Raw genomic sequence first — 17,786 nt, forward strand, 5'->3', positions numbered from 1 at the left:
TGACGACATCGCACTTCTGGCGATGTGCCCGGGTTCGGTGGTTGCGCTGTTCCTTCGCGATGGCTACAGGTTGACTGGAAATCAAAGAAAACGGCGGCTTGCTGTCACGAACGGACCGGAGTATCCCGACAACGTGCCCCATTTGGGCGAACCTGGTTTATTCGGGAGCAATCGGTTTTATCCAGGGGAACGACGCAGACCGGCTTCATGCGATAATGACGTTTGTTCGGGGCGCAGTTTTGGCGCGGAATGCTTGCGCAGGCGATCTCCCAGCATCCGGCTTACGAGTTTTTCTGACATTACCCCTGCAAATCGTCTGCCCGTCCGGGCTTCTCAACCTTACTAACGGGCATCCGATGCTGACCGAAAAGCCGAAGATTCTCATCTACAGCCACGATTCCTTCGGCCTTGGCCACCTGCGCCGCTGTCGCGCCATTGCGCATTCGCTGGTCGGCCAGATCAGCGAATTGTCGGTTCTGATCCTGTCCGGTTCGCCGATCATCGGCAGTTTCGATTTTCGCGCACGTGTCGATTTCGTTCGCATTCCCGGCGTCATCAAGCTCCGCAACGGGGAATACACCTCACTCAACCTGCACATCGACATCGAGCACACGCTGGCGATCCGCTCCTCAATCATCGAGCACACGGCTCAAGTCTACAATCCGGACATCTTCATCGTCGACAAGGAGCCGACGGGGCTTCGCGGAGAAGTGCTGCCGACGCTTGAAACGCTGAAGGCGGCTGGCACGCGGCTTGTTCTCGGCCTTCGCGATGTGATGGATGATCCCGACACGTTGCGGGAGGAATGGGAGCGCAAGAACGTCACCCCGGCGCTTGTCGATCTCTATGACGAGATCTGGATTTACGGCCAGCCGAACATTCACGACCCGTTGGCAGGCATCGGTATGCCGCAGGCCGTGCACGACAAGACGCTCTACACGGGCTACCTGCGCCGCGACCTGCCGCGCGCGCAGCGACCGATGGAGCATTTCGGCTTTTCCGAGGATCCTTTCATCCTCGTCACGCCGGGCGGCGGCGGGGATGGCGAGGAAATAGTCGACTGGGTGCTGAGGGCCTATGAGGCACACCGGGCATCGCTGCTGCCAGCCCTGATCGTCCTCGGTCCCTTCATGGCGCCGGAGGCGCAGGCGCAATTCATGACCAGGGCCGAAACGCTCGATGACATTCACATCATAGACTTCACACCGCAGATCGAGCCTTACCTCGATCGCGCCACCGCTGTGGTCGCCATGGGTGGGTACAACACCTTCTGCGAGATCCTGTCCTTCGACAAGCCAACCCTGCTGGTACCGCGCATCGAGCCACGGCGCGAACAGGCGATCCGCGCGAGCCGCGCTCAGGCGAACGGTCTGGCAAATGTGTTGCCGATCGATTCCTACCCGAATATCGATCTGATGACGGAAGCGCTTGTCGCCCTGCCCTCAGCCAGTCCGCCTTCGGCCGCAAGCCTGAACGGCCTTCTGGACGGGCTCACCGCGATCAATCTCAGGGTTCGGCAGATTCTCTGCGCCGAGGACGACGAGGAAGAAGAAAAATCAGCGCTCGGCTGACGCAAGATCGCACAGACATCTGGAAAATCTAATTTCACCGGAGCATCCGATGCCGCGCATCGCCGTCGTCGTGAAAGGCTATCCCCGCCTGTCGGAAACCTTCATCGCACAGGAAATCCTCGGGCTGGAACAGCGCGGCGTGAAGCAGCTCATCGTCTCGCTGCGCCACCCCACCGATCCGCACCTGCATGACCTGCACCGCGAGATTTCAGCCGACGTCCTTTATCTTCCCGAATACCTCAAGGACGATCCCGGCCGCGTGGCCAAGGCGCGGCGCTGGGCGGAAACGCAGCCGGGTTTTGCCGCCGCGCGCGCGGCTTTCGAGGCGGATCTCGCTCACGAGCGCAGCGCCAATCGCTACCGCCGCTTCGGGCAGGCCTGTGTCTTTGCGCACGAGTTGCCGGCCGACATTACGTGGCTTCACACCCATTATCTGCACACTCCCGCCTCCGTCACCCGCTACGCGGCACTGATCCTCGGCATGCCGTGGTCGTTTTCCGCCCACGCCAAGGATATCTGGACGTCTGCGGACTGGGAGTTGAAGGCAAAGCTCAAAGACGCCGCCTGGGGGGTGACCTGCACGAAGGTCAACGCCGAGCACCTGAACCGGCTCGCCGGCCGTACCGATGCTGTTGAGCTCGTCTATCACGGGCTCGATTTCTCACGTTTCCCCAAACCGCCGGTAGCGAGAGCGGCGCGCGACGGATCGGGAGAACCGGTCAGGATCCTCTCCGTCGGACGACTGGTGGAGAAGAAGGGCTATGACGACCTCATCGCCGCGCTCGCGCTCTTGCCGAAGGATCTCGCCTGGCGGTTCGACCATATTGGCGGCGGCGCGCTCAAGGACCGTTTGCAAGCAAGCGCGCAGAAGGCCGGCATAGCGGAGCGGATCGTCTGGCACGGCGCGCAAGCGCGCGAAGCCGTCATCAAGGCTTGCGAAGAGGCGGATCTGTTCACATTGCCCTCGCGGATCGCGAAATCCGGGGACCGCGACGGCCTGCCGAACGTGTTGATGGAGGCGCAGTCGCTCGGCTTGTGCTGCCTCTCGACGCGCGTCTCCGCGATCCCCGAGTTGATCGAGGATGAGAGGACCGGAGTTCTCGTTCCCCCGCACGATCCGGTAGCTCTTTCCAGAGCCCTTGACGCGCTCATCCGCGATCCGGCAAGGCGTGCGCGTCTGGGCACGGCGGCGGCCGGCGACGTGCGCAGACGCTTTTCGTCAACGCCCGGCATCGACCGGCTGGCGGAGAAGCTCAAGCCCTCAGCACGCCACGCGGCCGAGTGAAATCGCGATGAAGATCGCCTTTTACGCACCGCTGAAGCCGCTCGACAGCCCCGTGCCATCCGGCGACCGTCAGATGGGCCGTCTGATCGTGCGTGCGCTGGAGGCCGCCGGACACGAGGTGATCCAGCCGAGCCGGTTGCGGCTCTGGCTCAAGGAAGGCAGCGTGGAGGCGCAAAAGGAGAAGGAACGCGCCGCCCGCGACGAAGCACGAGCGCTGGTCGCCCGTTTCGCGAACGAGGGCGCGCCCGAGCTGTGGCTGACCTATCATCTCTATCACAAGGCACCGGACTGGCTGGGAACGAGCGTCGCCGACGCTCTCGACATTCCCTATGTCGCGATGGAAGCGAGCCGGGCGGTGAAGAGGCGCGAGGGTCCATGGTCCTATGGCTTTGCCGCTGCCGATACCATGATCGCGTGCGCAGACACCGTTATCGCCTGCCACAGGCAAGACGCAGCTGGGCTGTGCGCAATCGTGCCACCGGAACGGCTGACGATCCTGCCGCCCTTCATCGATGCCGCACCTTTCGCAGATGTGGAGAATGAGCCCCGCTCCGACGGCCCGGTGAGGCTCGTCACGGTCGCGATGATGCGTTCCGGCGACAAGATGGCCTCCTATCGCGTCCTCGCCGAAGCGCTTGCCGAGATAAGGGATCTCGATTGGCGGTTGCGGCTTGTCGGTGACGGAGAGATGCGCGAGGAGGTTCTCGCCATTCTGCCGTTGGAGCGCGTCGACTGGTTTGGACAGCTTGCCCCCGGACAGATCGCGAGCGCCTATGCAGGCGCCGATCTCTTCGTCTGGCCGGCGGTTCACGAAGCCTACGGCCTCGTCTTCCTTGAAGCCCAGGCGTCGGGCCTTCCCGTTGTGGGGGGCGCGACGGGGGGCGTTCCGGATATCGTGCGCACCGGTGAAACGGGCTGGCTCGCTCCGGTTGGCGATGGCATTGCCCTTGCCGAAACACTGAGGCAGGCGCTTGCTCGACCAGACCAATTGGCGGTAATGGGCACCAGGGCGCGTGCCCATGTGCTTGAAAACCACGACATCGGATCGGCGTCGGTGCGGCTCGATGCCATCGTCAGTCGAACGCGGGCCAGTTTTCGGGGGAGAAACGAGCGATCGTGCAAACAACACCAACCGTCGTGACCCCGAGCGTTCTGATCTACGTCCAGCACCTGCTCGGTACCGGCCATGTCGTACGGGCCGCAGCCATTGGCCGGGCGTTGCGCCGACGCGGTTGCGCCGTGACGATGGTGTGCGGCAACACCCCGCCACCGACACTCGATACTGACGGCCTGACGATCATCGCCCTGCCGCCCGTGCGTGCCAGTGACGCGACGTTCCAGGAACTGATCGACGAGCACGGCGAACCGATCACCGATCAATGGAAGGACCGGCGGCGCGAGCGCCTGCTTGAGGTGTTCGATGCCTGTCAGCCGGACATCCTGCTCACCGAAACCTACCCCTTCGGCCGCCGTCAGCTCGCCTTCGAATTGAAGCCACTGATGGAAAAAGCCCGCGCACGCGCCGGAACGCGTCTCATTGCGGGGTCGGTGCGCGACATCCTCGTGCCCAAGGCAGACCGGCGCAAGGAAGAGGAGATGGCGGAGACGGCGTTGCGCTATTTCGACCTCATTCTCGTTCATTCCGATCCCGGGATGGTGAAACTGGATGACAGCTTCCCCTTCGCGCATCGGGTCGCCCATCTCGTTACCTATACGGGCTACGTCTATCTGGCCAACCGCGCGGAACCGTCTCCGCTTGAGGGAATAGACGAGGTGATCGTTTCCTGTGGCGGCGGGGTCGGCGCCCTTCACCTGCTGCGATGCGCGCTGAACGCCCGGTCCCTTTCGACGCGCGCGGGCGGCGCAACCTGGCGGCTTCTGGTCGGACATCACCTCGATGAGGCGGTTTTCTCATCGCTCGTCTCGGCCAATGGTGACGGTGTCATCGTGGAACGTGCCCGGCCCGATTTTCCCCGCCTTCTTGACCGCGCCCGCCTCTCGATCAGTCAGGCGGGCTACAATACCACGCTCGATGTTCTGGCGTCCGGCGTGCCATCCGTCCTCGTTCCCTTCGCTCAAGAGGGTGAAAGCGAACAGACGATGCGCGCGCTGGCGCTTGCCGGCCGCGAACGGGTGATCTGCGTCAAGGAGACGACGCTGACGCCGGACATCCTGGCGCGCGCCGCCGATGCAGCCCTCGCCCTCCCGCGCGTGGAAAACCCCACCGACATGAACGGGGCCCGGGCTTCCGCCGATACTCTGATCCGCGAATGGGAAAAGCGCCGATGACCAGTCCGCTTTCCGCCGACAGGGCCGACTTCCGCCTCGCCCTTTCCGCCCACCTCGCCCGTTTCGCCGAGCGCGGCATCCGCCTGAGTTTCTGGTGGCGCGACGACGACGCGGTCGAACCGACGGCCGCCCTCGACAGGCTCATCAATCTTGCCAACCGCTTCAACGTGGATATCGGCCTTGCCGTCATTCCGAAGAACGCGAGCGAGGCGCTGGCGGAGCGGCTGGACGAGGAACCGCATGCAATCGTCCTGCAGCACGGCTGGCAGCACAAGAACCATCAGGTGAAGGAAGAAGGCGAAAAGGCCGCCGAACTCGGCACCCGGCGCGACATGGACGCGGTCCTGCGCGAGCTCATCATGGGGCGGGAGAAGCTCGAAGCGCTCTTTGGCGACCGGTTCATTCCCGCGCTTGTGCCGCCCTGGAACCGGATTTCCGACGAGATCGCGGCGGCCGCTGCGGGCATCGGCCTGCCGGGGCTTTCCACATTCACCTCGAATGTCGAAAAGGCGCCGCACCGCCTTCAGACCCATCTCGATCCGATCAAATGGAAGCGGGAACGCCGGTTCATCGGCTGGGACTCGGCCACGCGCCGGTTCGATGAGATCTTCGAGCAGCGGATGACCGACCCGGGCGAACCGATCGGCCTGCTCAGCCATCACCTCGTGATGGACGACGCGCATTTCGCGTTCTTCGAGGACGTGCTGGACATTGCAACCGACCACCCGGGGGCACAGTGGCCATCGCTTCGCGACCTATTCGGGTTGTAGCGCCTATTGCGGCCTTACCAGCCTGAGCTTCCACGTCACGCCCTTGGCGGCACTGGAAAGCGTCAGGTCATCGAGCACCGTCCAGGCGTCGCTTGCCTCCCATACCCGCGCGATGAGCTTGTGCGCGCCGCTTGTCGGGCGCTTCGGCGCGTACATCGATATGGCAATTACCCCGCCCTCCTCCAGCATGGCCGCGTATCGGGCAAGCTGGGCTTCCGGCTCTTGCGAGAAATAGAGCACCTCGTTGAAGACGATCGCGGAGAACCGCTCACCGTCGTCTGGCTCGAAATCGTGCAGGTCGGAAGCGACGAACCGGCAGGTGGCCGGATCGAGGGACGCCTTCTCGAATGAGGCGGGGGAGAGATCGACCCCCACATAGCGTGCCGGCGACTGTGCCAGATGGCGCCACAAGAGCCCCTCGCCGCAGCCAATATCGAGCAGCGCGCGCGTCGTCCGGGTAGAGGCAAGCCAGCCAGCGAGGATGCCGTATCGCGGGCTCTCTTTCACATCGTGCAGAAAATCCCAGCGGCCGGCGCGGTATTCCTCGTCCCATTCGGCGGCATTGGTGGCGTTTGGCATGACGGATCCATTCCTGGTAGCACGCAGACGTCGAGGCGCACATGCCCCCCCAACGACGCCTATAGCGTCCCTACTTGTACGGGTCCGCGGCATCGCGCAAGCCGTCTCCAAGAAAATTGAACGCCAGAACCACGAGGATCACCGGAATGACCGGGGTCATGATCCAAGGATAGACAGTGACGACGGAGATATTCTGCGCCTCGTTCAACAAAACGCCCCAGCTCACAGCCGGACGTCTCAGCCCGAGATTGAGGAAGGAAAGCGCCGTTTCGCCGAGGATCATGGACGGGATCGACAGCGTGGCGGATGCGATCAGGTGGCTGCTGAAGCCGGGTAGCAGGTGCCTTGTGATGATGCGCCGGGGCCTTGCCCCCATCAGCACCGCCGCCTTGGCGTATTCCTCCTCGCGCAGCGCCAGCAGCTTGGAACGCACGGCACGCGCAAGGCCCGGCCAGTCGAGAAGGCCGAGGATCACCGTGATGCCGAGATAGATCCAGACCGGGCTCCAGGTCACCGGCAGGGCCGCCGACAGCGCCATCCACAACGGCAGTTCCGGCAGTGCGCGCAGGATTTCGATCATCCGCTGTATCAGACTGTCGAGAATGCCGCCGAAATAACCGGCAATGCCGCCAAGCGTGACACCGAGCAGCATTGATATGGCAACGCCGATAAGACCCACCGTGAGCGAAAGGCGGGCGCCATAAACGATACCGGAGAACATGTCGCGGCCGAGCCGGTCGGTACCGAAGGGATAGAAGGTGCCGCCGTCCGCCGGACACACAAGATGGAAGCGGCCGGTGATCAGCCCCCAGAATTCATAAGGGGAGCCCAGACAAAAGAAGCGCAAGGGCTGCACATCGGACGTGTCGACCCGGTAATTCCATTTCATCTCTTCCAGATCGACTTCGGCGATCTGGCCATAGACGAATGGGCCGACGAACGAGCCGTCATGGAAAAAGTGAAGCGCCTGCGGAGGGGCGTAGAGGTGTTCGTTGTCGCGCTGGTTTGGCGCATAGGGCGCGATCAGCTCGGCAAAGGGCACGCACATGTAAAGCAGGATGAGGAAGACGCCCGACCAAAGCGCGACCTTGTGGCGACGGAACTTCCACCACATGATCTGCCATTGCGAAGCCTGATAGTAGCGCTCCTGTTTCGGCGTCAGACGCTCCGCCTCGCCGGGATCGAACGGATCCGGATTGACGTAGTGCTGCGCGCCCTCCCCGGCCTTGCTCACGATGCGACCCTCCCGCCCAGACGAATGCGCGGATCCAGCACCGCAAGCAGAATGTCGGAAACCAACATGCCGACAAGCGTCAGAACCGCCACGAACAGCAGGATGAAGCCCGCCAGGAACTGATCCTGGCTCTGCAACGCACCGAGCAACACGGGGCCAACCGTCGGCAGATTCAGTACCACGGAGACGATGACCGAGCCGGAGACAAGCGACGGGATCAGGTTGCCTATATCGGCGATGAAGGGGTTGAGCGCGACGCGTAACGGGTACTTCACCAGAAGCCGGCTCTCCTTCAGGCCCTTGGCCCGCGCGGTCGTCACATATTGCTTGTGCAGCTCGTCGAGCAGGTTGGCGCGCAGGCGGCGGATCATCGCGGCCGTTCCGGATGTGCCGATGACGACAGTGGGCACGATCAGATGCGCGAGAACCGAGCCCACCTTCGCCATGCTCCAGGGCTTGTCGATATATTGCGGATCCATCAGCCCGCCGATGGAGAGCCCGAACCAGCTGTTGGCGAGATAAAGCATGATCAGGCCGAGCAGGAAGTTGGGCGTGGCAAGGCCGATATAGCCGAGGAAGGTGAAACCGTAATCCCCCCATGAATACTGCCGCGTCGCCGAATAAATTCCGATCGGAAAGGATACGACATAGACGAAGAGGATCGTCACGGCATTCAGCAGAATGGTCAACAGCAACGTGGAGCCGACCACCTCGGAGACCGGCTGATCGTATTCGAAGGACCAGCCCCAATTGCCCTGAAGGAGACCATCGAAGCCATGCGGGCCGGGCCAGGCGCCGAGCCAGATGCCGTAGCGTTCGAAAAACGGTTTATCGAGCGCGAATTCGGTGCGCAGGAACTCGACCTTGGCAATGGCGGATTCCTCGCCCTGCATCTTGAGCTGGGCGATCTGATTGGTCAGGAAATCGCCGGGCGGAAGCTCGATGATCAGGAAGGTCAGGAACGAGATGACCAGCAGCGTGGGGATCATCGTCAACGTTCGACGCACGATATAGGCGAGCATCCGGTCAGTTCCCCTCGGCGGTCTGTTGGTTGGGAAGACCGAGCCAGAACTCGTCCATGCGATGGATGCCGAACTGGGCGCCCGGATCCCAACCGTAAATGCCTTCCTTCGGCACGTTGCGCAGCCGTTCGGAAACGACGACCGGCTGCTTGACCGAGGAAATCAAACCGATGCGCAACGTCTCATCGGCGTTGATCTCCAGCATCCGCGTCCAGATCTCGCGGCGTTTCTCCATCGATCCGCTGACAAGCCACGAGAGATAGAGATCGCTGAGCTTCTTGGCAGGCGCATAATCAATAGGTTCGCCGGTCTTGCCGCCGCTTTCCATGTAGTCGCCCCAAAGCGCCCACGAGAGCTGTTCGGAGTTGGTCGGCGCGAGCTCGTTGGGCGGCATGTCGGCAGTGGGAATGCCGTTGTCGAGCCCGCCCCATGCCGACATCACGAGCCCGCCGGAAAGGGCCCGTTCGCGCAGCACTTCGCGCTGGGAGGGTTTGGGGAAGAGCTTCACGCCGATCTCGCGCCAGGTTTCGCCCACGAGCCCGAGCGCATCGATCTCCTCCGCGCTCTCCCCGGTCGTCTCGACGATGATCTCAAGCGGGCGACCGTCCGGCAGCAGGCGGATGCCGTCGCCGCGCTTCCTGGTGAGGCCGATTTCGTCGAGAAGCGCGTTCGCCTTCCTTGGATCGAACCCGGCCCATGCGGTGCGGTAGTGATCCTTGTAAAGCGGGCTCTGGGGCAGGATCGTGTCGTTGCTCTCCAGCGCGAGGCCGAAATAGAGCACGCGGTTGATCATCCGCCGGTCGATGCCAAGCGACAGCGCGTGACGGAACCGCGTGTCGCGCATCAGTTTGCGCCACACCGGATCGCGCGTCGTGAAATTGGGGTAGAGCGTGATGTGCGAACCCTTGGCGATGGGCCAGAGATAGGTCTTGTAGTGACCGCCCTCTTCGCCGCGCTTCAGCACGGTGATGTCGGAAAAAGCGAGCCCGCGCGCCTGCAGCGTGCTCTCGCCGGCCTGCGTCTTGGCCGAGATCAGCCGGCCGTCGGCGACGGTGAGCACGATGCGGTCGATATAGGGAAGCTGCCGGCCGTTTTCATCGATCCGGTGGTAATAGGCGTTACGGATGAAGATCTGGCGCTGCTTGGAACTGCCCTGTGCCACCACCCAGGGCTGGAGCGAGGGTTCGGCCCAGTTGGTCGCGCCGTACATGTCGTCGCGCTCGTTGTGGAGCGAGGCCCAGTAGCGCACTTTCTTCGCCGCTACCATTTCCGCGATTTCTTCGGGATCGCCGTATTTCTCGTGGAACTGCTTGAGATAGTGCGCTGGGCGGTAGATGAAAGGCGGGCGGGCCTGGGCGAGTTCCGGCAGAAACAGCGCGTTGGGCTCATCCCAGGTGTAGCGCACCGTCGTCTCGTCGATGACCTCGAAACGCGGTTTCTTGCCGTCGACAGTCATGAAATGTGGCGGGCCGGCCGGCGAGAGCTTGTCATTGTTGGCAATATCCTCCCACCAGTAACGGAAATCTTCCGTCGTGAAGGGCGCCCCGTCCGACCACTTGTGCCCCTTTCGCAGATGCAGCGTGAAGATGCGGTCGTCCACATTGTCGATGCTTTTGAGGATGTCGGGCTTCAGGTTCAGGTTCTCGTCGTAACCGACCAGGCGGGCATAGCCCCAGGCGTTGACGAGCCGGGCATCCTTGGCCCGGCCTATCAACGTGTCGAGGTCACCACCATGCCGGCCCGATACCCGTCCCTTCGCCTTCAGGTTCACGACCAGTGGCTCCAGCGGGATCCGCTCGCTGATCGGCGGCAGGTTCACGCCCGCATGAGTGTGGCGAAGCGTCGGCGTCTCGATCAGGCGGGGGATCGTCGTCTCCGCCGCATTCGCCTTGGGTTCACCAGCCACCCCAAAGCCCAGGGCAAGGGCGATGAGCAGGCTTTTGGCAATAAGACGGAGCGGCGCGCTCATAGCATGACCTCTGTTTCCGTTCGGGGCTCTGCCGTGAATGCCGGTCCGATGCCGTATCCGGGCGCGCAGACGAAGTGCCTGGGTGCCATTTCCACCAGATTGGGCCGTACGCCTTCGCGGATACGGAAGGGCTGCGGCCAGTCGGCGGGATCGGAGAGGCCGCTTCCTGTCGCGGAGCCGGGAGCGCTGCGGCCCTCGACGGAGGGATCCAGCACCGCCGCCATCAGCGCCTTGGTGTAGGGATGAAGCGGATTGCCGATGATCTCCGCGGTTTCGCCAAGTTCGACAAGCCGACCCCGGCACATGACGGCGATGCGGTCGGCGATGTAGTCGACCACCGCCAGATTGTGGCTGACAAACAGGTAGGTCAGCCCAAGCTGCTGCTGGAGATCCTTGAGAAGATTGAGGATTTGCGCCTGGACGGAGACGTCGAGCGCGGAGACCGGCTCGTCACAGATGATGAATTCCGGATCGAGCGCCAGAGCGCGGGCGATGCCGATGCGCTGGCGCTGGCCGCCGGAAAACGAATGGGGATAGCGGCGCAGAAAACGCGGATCGAGCCCCACCATCTCCATCAATTCGCGCACCCGCTCCTGGTTCCTGGCGCGGCGGCCGCATTTGTGGATGATCAGCGGCTCCATCAGGATCTCGTTCACCGTCATGCGCGGATTGAGCGATGAAAACGGATCCTGGAAAATCATCTGCGCGCGACGGCGGTAGCCGAAAAGCTCGCTCTCGTCGAAACTCCGGATATCGCGCAGATTTCCGTCGATCGCATAATCGATGCGGCCTTCCTCTATGGCGATGGCACGCAGGATCGCCTTGGACGTTGTGGTCTTGCCGCAGCCGGATTCCCCGACAAGCCCCAGACATTCGCCACGTCCGATCGTCAGGTTGACCGCATCCAGCGCCTTCACAGAGCGCACATTCGTGCGCCAGAGCCCGCCCTTGCGCAAGGCGTAGGTCTTGGAGACGTTGTCGAGACGAACCAGAGGTTCGCCAGGGGTACCGCCGGCCCGTGCGATTTCGGAGGGCGCGCGCACCGGAATGGGCCGCACCGGCACCAGCCGCTCGCCCTTCTCCATGCCGAAGCGAGGAACGGCGCGCATCAACGCCTTCAGATAGTCGTGGCGCGGATCGTTGAAGAGGTCAGCCGTGCAGCCCGCTTCCACGATGCGGCCATGGTAGATCACCACCACCTTGTCGGCGACGTTGGCCACGACGCCGAAATCGTGCGTGATCATCAAGACGGACATGCCGAGTTCGCCCTGCACGTCCTTGATGAGCTTCAGGATCTCCGCCTGAATGGTGACGTCGAGGGCCGTGGTGGGCTCGTCGGCGATGAGCAGTGCGGGGCGGCAGACGAGCGCCATGGCGATCATCGCGCGCTGGCGCAGACCGCCGGAAAGCTCGAAGGGATAGGTGGTAAGCGCTCGTGCGGGATCAGGAAAACGCACGAGCCGCAACATGTCTCGGGTCAGTTCGCGCGCCTCCGCTGCCGAGGCTTTCGAATGGAGCTGGACCGCTTCGCCGATCTGGTCGCCGATCGTATGCAGCGGCGAGAGCGAGGTCATCGGTTCCTGGAAGATGATGGCGATGCGGTTGCCCCGCAAACAGCGCATTTGCGCACCTGCGGGATCGAGCCGCGCGATATCGATTGTCGGCTGCCCCGGATCGTGCAAGCGGATCGCGCCGCCGGTAATCCGGGCGGGCTTGGGCAGGATGCCCATGATCGCCTGCGAGATGACGCTCTTTCCAGAGCCGGATTCACCCACCAACGCGACCGTGCGGTTTTGCGGAATAGTAAAGGAGACCTGATCGACCGCCCGGCTCCGCCCCTCTGCGGTCTCGAATTCGATGGTCAGATCCTCGACCTCGACTATGTCCACACGCCCCTCCTCAGATCTTCTGAAGCCGCCATTATAAGAAGCCCGGCAAGAGGAAAAAGCCGGAAATTCAAAAACAACCTTGTTCCCACACTTATACGTGTACCGGCTTCATTGCGTGATGAAGATCACGCCTTATCGCCGGATACATTCGTTGCGTCAGTTTCTGGAAAAAGACGCCAGACATCTACCTCTGCCTCCCGGCCGCGGAGCCGGTGGCGACCGGAATGGAGCCTGGGAACGGAAGGAGCGAGCCGTTCCACGGTGCTGTCGCTGGCGAGGATGACCACCTCGTCATTCTCGCCGACGCTGCGCCCCAGTTCCTGAAGGCGTTGGCAGACATTCACCGCATCCCCGACGATCGTGTAGTCGACCCGGTCGAATGCACCGATATTGCCGACGATGACAGGACCGGTATGGATGCCGATCCTCAGACGGGTGCGATGGGCGCAGTCCTCTTCCTCACGATTGGCCGCCTGCAATGCCGCCTTGATCACCCCCACGGATCGGACTGCGGCCTCGGCGTGATCGGAACGCTCATCGGGCGCGCCCCAAAAGGCCAGCATCCCGTCTCCCATGAACTTGTCGACAGTGCCATTCTCCGCCTCCACCGCCCCGACGAGCATGGCAAAATGCCGGTTCAGGAAGGCGGCGGCCTCGCCCGCGCTCATGCCCTCCGACTGGCGGGTAAAGCCGGCAATGTCGGTGAACAGGATGGTGATCTCCACCTCGCGCGAGCGCGCGGCTTCCTCCAGCCCCAGGCGCATCAACTTGCGAAACAGCGTCTTGGGCACATAGGTATTGAGGGCGCGCAGGCCGGCGGCCATGGAATTGAACGCCTGCATGACCTGATCGATCTCATGCACGGGGCTTTCCGGCAGCAGATCGACCTTGTCGAACTGAAGAGCGGCGACCTTGCGCGACTGGTCAACCAAACTGGAGAGCGGCCGCGTCAACCGGCGCGCGATACGGAACGACAGGTATATGGCAAGAACCGTAGCCGCCACCCCGACAAGGCTTGATCCGATCAGCCGTCTGATCTCACCGGAAACCGTGCTGTTGAGGAAATAGACGCCGACCACCCAGCCGACAGGCCCGTAACCGCTGATCCGGCGCGACATGGCGATGTATTCGCCATCTGCGGTATCGATTTCGCGCACATCGACGCCCGCCTTTCGGGCCGCATCGAACGGCGCCATGGTCGGCGTCTGGAAGAGAACGCGCAGAACCGGGTCGCCGAAATGCCCAAGCGGACGCGGCAGCGACCGCTGCTCGGGCGCTTCGTTCTTCAGCTCATCCAGATCGGAATAGGCGATCACCCGGCCCGTATCGCTCAGGATGAAGGTCGTGCCGAGACTGGTGTCGAGTTCCTCGACCATTTCACTCAGCGCATTGGTGGAAATGGTCGCGATCAGGATCGCCATGATCTTGCCGTCGCGTACGAGCGGCGCGCTGACGTTGGCGTAGACTCCGTGGTCGTTCACGACCATCGGCCCCCATATCGGCCCCGAGCCCGCGTCGAACTGCGGCTCCTGATAGGGGCCTCTGATATGATTGCGCGACGTTTGCAATCGCAACGGACGCAATGTGCCGTCGCTTTGCTTCAACATGCCGAACTCGCCGCGGTCCGGCACATTGATGACCAGACCTTCGGCCGCGGGAACGGAAGCCAGAGAGGCGGCCAGCGCCGTCATCAGCACGCCGCGGTCGCTCAGTTCGACGTCGGACTCGCCATAGAGCTTCTGCAGGGCACCAACAGCCGCAGTGACCGGATCGAGACGGCCGCGCAAACCGCGTTCCAGGGTGTTGGTGGTCAGAACCGCCTTGTCATTGAGCAGGGCCAGGGTGTTCTCATAATTGGCACGACCCGTTAGGGCGAGAACGATCGCCATCGCAATGCCGACGAGCAACGCGTATGAGCCGCCCGCAATTAGGATGATCGAGGGCTTTTTTCTACGCCCGCGCCGCAGGCGCCACCAGTTCATGCCGTTTCAGCCCCTCTCGCCCGAAGGTCGCTCGCCGGTATCTGTCGCACCTTCGCCGCCCATCCCTGCAAGAGGCTTTATAGCATTACCCGCAATGCGGCTTCACGCGAATCCGGTCAGTCGAAAAACGGACTGAAAAGTGGCTCGTCGCAGCGATAGCCGACGACACATTGCGGATTGTCGCGGGTTGGTGCCAGTTCGGGAAAAAGCTGCTGCCAGCGGTCGCAATAGCGCTGATGGGAAACGATGCGCTGAAAGGTGTGCCGGCCGGTGGTCATCACCACCGCACCGTGCCTGCGCACGAAAGTCTGTGCCTGGGCACAGGTCATGGCGCGCGTGTCGGGTCGAGCCGCAACAGCTCCCGACGGCGCCAGCACCCCGGCAAGCAAGAGAAGGACAAGAAGCGGAACAGCAGTCCTGATCATGACGAAAGCCTCCTGGAAGAATGCCGGCGACCCGACATCATACCAGAGCCTTTACGACGGATCTGCGGAAGATCGACACCCCCCTCTTCCCTGCGCTGTCGTTGGCAATCGCGCTCCAGCTTATCCGCCCTTCGTCCCATCCGGCTCGCGGCCGATCTCGGCCAGGATCTCCGCCGTATGCTCGCCGAGCCTCGGCGAAGGCCGGTCCATCGCCATGTCGGAGCGTGAGTAGCGGATCGGGCTGCGGACCGAGGGCACGGTATCCCCCTGCGGCGAGGTCAATTCCAGCTTCATGCCGCGGTGGATCACCTGGCGGTCGGAAAAGACGTCGGCCACGGTGTTGATGGGACCGGCCGGAACCCCAACCGCCTCCAGCCTCGCCAGCAGCTCGTCGCGGGCGAAGGCGCTTGTGGCGGGCGTAAGTTCGCTGACCAATTCCTCGCGGTTCTTCACCCGGCCGGCATTGGTCCGGTAAGCAGCGATCTCCGCCAGATCGGGACGGCCGATGACTTCGCAGAAGCGGACATACTGGCCATCATTGCCGACCGCCACGATGAGGTGCCCGTCGCTTGCCGGGAAAACCTGATACGGCACGATGTTGGGATGCGCGTTGCCAAGCCGGCGCGGAGCGGTACCGGACACAAGGTAGTTCATGGCCTGGTTGGCGAGAATGGCGGCCGAGGCGTCCATCAGCGCCATGTCGATATGCTGACCGAGCCCCGACACCTCGCGTTCGCGCAGCGCTCCCAGAATGCCGATCGTGCCGTAAAGCCCGGTGAAGATATCGCAGACCGCGAGCCCCACCTTCTGCGGCTCACCCTGCGGATCGCCTGTCAGATCCATGATCGAACTCATGCCCTGGATCATGAAGTCGTAACCGGCGCGGTGGGCATAGGGCCCGTCCTGTCCGAAACCCGTAATGGAGCAGTAGACCAGACGCGGGTTCACTTCCTTCAAGACGGCATAGTCGAGACCGTATTTCTTCAGGCCGCCAACCTTGAAGTTCTCCACCAGAACATCGGACCGCCGCACCAGATCGCGCACGATCGCCCGGCCCTCATCGGTGCGGAAGTCGGCCGTGATCGAGCGCTTGCCGCGATTGCAGGAATGGAAATACGCCGCGCCCAGGTCCGCGCCGTCGACGCCTTCCACGAAGGGAGGCCCCCAGCCGCGCGTATCATCCCCGTCCGGCGATTCCACCTTGATCACGTCGGCGCCGAGATCGGCAAGCGTCTGGCCGATCCACGGGCCGGCAAGGATGCGGGCGAGTTCGAGCACACGGACGCCCTTGAGCGGTGCATCCGAGGAAGGAGACTGGGTCACGATAGCAATCCCGGGTTCTGTACGGGTAACGGAATTCGGCGCGAAAGGCAGGAGCTTTCGGCCGATCCTTCGAGACGGCCGTCACCTCTCACAACATCGGGATCATTGCGGAGCGGGGCCCGCTCCGCAATGCCTGTCTCAGGTCTTTCAGAAGAACGCCTGCAGCCCGGTCTGGGCGCGGCCGAGGATCAGCGCATGAACATCGTGCGTACCCTCGTAGGTGTTGACCGTCTCCAGATTCTGGGCGTGGCGCATGACATGGTATTCCTCGGAAATGCCGTTTCCGCCGTGCATGTCGCGCGCCATCCGCGCGATATCCAGCGCCTTGCCGCAATTGTTGCGCTTGATCAGCGAGATCATCTCGGGCGCTGCGCGATGCTCGTCGAAGAGACGGCCAACGCGCAAGGAAGTCTGGAGACCCAGCGCGATCTCGGTCTGCATGTCGGCGAGCTTTTTCTGGAAAAGCTGGGTGTTGGCGAGCGGACGGCCGAACTGCTTGCGCTCCAGACCATAGGCGCGGGCGCGGTGCCAGCAGTCTTCCGCAGCGCCCATAGCGCCCCAGGAGATGCCGTAGCGCGCCCGGTTGAGGCAGCCGAACGGACCCTTGAGGCCGGAGACGTTGGGCAGCAGCGCGTCCTCGCCGACCTCGACATTGTCCATCACGATCTCGCCGGTGATGGATGCGCGAAGCGAGAGCTTGCCGGCGATCTTCGGGGCCGACAGACCCTTCATGCCCTTTTCCAGCACAAAGCCGCGGATCTGGTTGTCGTGCGCCTCCGACTTCGCCCACACGACGAAGACGTCGGCGATCGGCGCGTTGGAGATCCACATCTTGGAGCCCTTGAGCACGTAGCCGCCGTCGGTCTTGATCGCACGGGTGCGCATGGCGCCGGGATCGGAGCCGGCATCGGGTTCGGTCAGGCCGAAACAGCCGACATATTCGCCCGAAGCGAGCTTGGGCAGGTACTTCTTGCGCTGTTCCTCCGAGCCATAGGCATAGATCGGAAACATCACCAGTGAGGTCTGAACCGAGTTCATCGAGCGATAGCCGCTATCGACCCGCTCCACTTCACGCGCCACGAGGCCATAGGCGACATAGGAGGCGTTGGCGCAGCCGTATTCCTCCGGCATGGTCACGCCGAGAAGACCGAGTTCGCCCATCTCGTTGAAGATCTCGCGGTCGGTCTTTTCTTCGCGATAGGCTTCCATGACCCGGGGCAGCAGCTTTTCCTGCGCATAACCGCGCGCCGTCTCCATGATCATCCGCTCATCTTCGGTGAGCTGATCGACCAGCAGGAAGGGGTCGTCCCAGACAAACTTGCCGCCGCCGGTGGGCGAGGGTGCGGATTTCGAGGCGGTCGCAGTCATGTGCAAGGTCTCCCATGGCTTGGCGGAACGTCGCCGGACGGCCATTTCAGTCCGGTTTTCGCCGTTCCCGTAGTTTCCTA

General features: G+C 63.0%; 14 protein-coding genes. 5 read left to right on the plus strand and 9 right to left on the minus strand.

Annotation, left to right across the window (positions count from 1 at the left end; translation table 11 throughout):
- Positions 1-356 precede the first annotated feature (356 nt).
- Genes C8N35_RS19905 through C8N35_RS19925 form a run of 5 tightly spaced genes read left to right on the plus strand, consistent with a single transcriptional unit; the run spans position 357 to position 5,915 of the window.
- Entirely contained in the window at positions 357-1,571 is a 1,215-nt protein-coding gene (locus tag C8N35_RS19905; protein WP_107991485.1) for a glycosyltransferase family protein, read from the plus strand.
- A gap of 49 nt (positions 1,572-1,620) precedes the next feature.
- Positions 1,621-2,856, plus strand: coding sequence for a glycosyltransferase family 4 protein (locus C8N35_RS19910; RefSeq protein ID WP_107991486.1), 1,236 nt, complete (start codon positions 1,621-1,623; stop codon positions 2,854-2,856).
- 7 nt (positions 2,857-2,863) lie between these two features.
- Positions 2,864-3,997, plus strand: a complete 1,134-nt coding sequence (locus C8N35_RS19915; protein WP_107991487.1) for a glycosyltransferase family 4 protein — start codon at positions 2,864-2,866, stop codon at positions 3,995-3,997.
- The gene (locus C8N35_RS19920) at positions 3,973-5,145 is read left to right on the plus strand and encodes a glycosyltransferase family protein (protein ID WP_210203621.1); all 1,173 of its coding nucleotides are present in this window, start codon (positions 3,973-3,975) and stop codon (positions 5,143-5,145) included. The genes C8N35_RS19915 and C8N35_RS19920 overlap by 25 nt, the downstream gene beginning before the upstream one ends.
- Positions 5,142-5,915 carry a polysaccharide deacetylase family protein gene (locus C8N35_RS19925; RefSeq protein ID WP_107991489.1) on the plus strand — a complete coding sequence of 258 codons (774 nt, stop codon included), beginning with the start codon at positions 5,142-5,144 and terminating at the stop codon, positions 5,913-5,915. The genes C8N35_RS19920 and C8N35_RS19925 overlap by 4 nt, the downstream gene beginning before the upstream one ends.
- A gap of 3 nt (positions 5,916-5,918) precedes the next feature.
- Here C8N35_RS19925 and C8N35_RS19930 read toward each other — a convergent pair whose 3' ends face one another.
- The 9 genes from C8N35_RS19930 to C8N35_RS19970 all read right to left on the minus strand — a co-directional run bounded on the left by C8N35_RS19930 (position 5,919) and on the right by C8N35_RS19970 (position 17,706).
- The gene (locus C8N35_RS19930) at positions 5,919-6,494 is read right to left on the minus strand and encodes a class I SAM-dependent methyltransferase (RefSeq protein ID WP_210203622.1); all 576 of its coding nucleotides are present in this window, start codon (positions 6,492-6,494) and stop codon (positions 5,919-5,921) included.
- A 70-nt stretch (positions 6,495-6,564) separates the two neighbouring features.
- Positions 6,565-7,728, minus strand: a complete 1,164-nt coding sequence (locus tag C8N35_RS19935) for an ABC transporter permease (protein ID WP_245926874.1) — start codon at positions 7,726-7,728, stop codon at positions 6,565-6,567.
- Positions 7,725-8,750 (minus strand): ABC transporter permease, encoded by a 1,026-nt coding sequence (locus C8N35_RS19940; protein WP_107991491.1) that lies wholly within the window; start codon positions 8,748-8,750, stop codon positions 7,725-7,727. Before C8N35_RS19940 ends, C8N35_RS19935 begins: the two co-directional genes overlap by 4 nt.
- A 4-nt stretch (positions 8,751-8,754) precedes the next feature.
- Positions 8,755-10,719, minus strand: a complete 1,965-nt coding sequence (locus C8N35_RS19945; protein WP_107991492.1) for an ABC transporter substrate-binding protein — start codon at positions 10,717-10,719, stop codon at positions 8,755-8,757.
- Positions 10,716-12,608 (minus strand): ABC transporter ATP-binding protein, encoded by a 1,893-nt coding sequence (locus C8N35_RS19950; protein WP_107991493.1) that lies wholly within the window; start codon positions 12,606-12,608, stop codon positions 10,716-10,718. Before C8N35_RS19950 ends, C8N35_RS19945 begins: the two co-directional genes overlap by 4 nt.
- 125 nt (positions 12,609-12,733) lie before the next feature.
- On the minus strand, positions 12,734-14,590 hold the full coding sequence (locus C8N35_RS19955; RefSeq protein WP_107991494.1) for an adenylate/guanylate cyclase domain-containing protein: 1,857 nt from the start codon (positions 14,588-14,590) through the stop codon (positions 12,734-12,736).
- A gap of 116 nt (positions 14,591-14,706) precedes the next feature.
- A complete protein-coding gene (locus C8N35_RS19960; protein WP_107991495.1) occupies positions 14,707-15,015 on the minus strand; it encodes a hypothetical protein in 309 nt (102 codons plus the stop codon).
- Positions 15,016-15,135: 120 nt separating this feature from the next.
- Positions 15,136-16,338 carry a CaiB/BaiF CoA transferase family protein gene (locus tag C8N35_RS19965; RefSeq protein WP_107991496.1) on the minus strand — a complete coding sequence of 401 codons (1,203 nt, stop codon included), beginning with the start codon at positions 16,336-16,338 and terminating at the stop codon, positions 15,136-15,138.
- Between the two features lie 147 nt (positions 16,339-16,485).
- Positions 16,486-17,706 carry an acyl-CoA dehydrogenase gene (locus C8N35_RS19970; RefSeq protein ID WP_107991570.1) on the minus strand — a complete coding sequence of 407 codons (1,221 nt, stop codon included), beginning with the start codon at positions 17,704-17,706 and terminating at the stop codon, positions 16,486-16,488.
- Positions 17,707-17,786: the final 80 nt, after the last annotated feature.

This window comes from Breoghania corrubedonensis, from assembly GCF_003053845.1.
GTDB classification, from domain to species: domain Bacteria; phylum Pseudomonadota; class Alphaproteobacteria; order Rhizobiales; family Stappiaceae; genus Breoghania; species Breoghania corrubedonensis.

Excerpts from the sequence above, each read along its gene's own strand:
- C8N35_RS19910 (WP_107991486.1), top strand. The coding sequence starts at position 1,621 with ATGCCGCGCATCGCCGTCGTCGTGAAAGGCTATCCCCGCCTGTCGGAA.
- C8N35_RS19945 (WP_107991492.1), bottom strand. The coding sequence starts at position 10,719 with ATGAGCGCGCCGCTCCGTCTTATTGCCAAAAGCCTGCTCATCGCCCTT.
- C8N35_RS19930 (WP_210203622.1), bottom strand. The coding sequence starts at position 6,494 with ATGCCAAACGCCACCAATGCCGCCGAATGGGACGAGGAATACCGCGCC.
- C8N35_RS19940 (WP_107991491.1), bottom strand. The coding sequence starts at position 8,750 with ATGCTCGCCTATATCGTGCGTCGAACGTTGACGATGATCCCCACGCTG.
- C8N35_RS19955 (WP_107991494.1), bottom strand. The coding sequence starts at position 14,590 with ATGAACTGGTGGCGCCTGCGGCGCGGGCGTAGAAAAAAGCCCTCGATC.
- C8N35_RS19925 (WP_107991489.1), top strand. The coding sequence starts at position 5,142 with ATGACCAGTCCGCTTTCCGCCGACAGGGCCGACTTCCGCCTCGCCCTT.
- C8N35_RS19970 (WP_107991570.1), bottom strand. The coding sequence starts at position 17,706 with ATGACTGCGACCGCCTCGAAATCCGCACCCTCGCCCACCGGCGGCGGC.
- C8N35_RS19905 (WP_107991485.1), top strand. The coding sequence starts at position 357 with ATGCTGACCGAAAAGCCGAAGATTCTCATCTACAGCCACGATTCCTTC.
- C8N35_RS19915 (WP_107991487.1), top strand. The coding sequence starts at position 2,864 with ATGAAGATCGCCTTTTACGCACCGCTGAAGCCGCTCGACAGCCCCGTG.
- C8N35_RS19960 (WP_107991495.1), bottom strand. The coding sequence starts at position 15,015 with ATGATCAGGACTGCTGTTCCGCTTCTTGTCCTTCTCTTGCTTGCCGGG.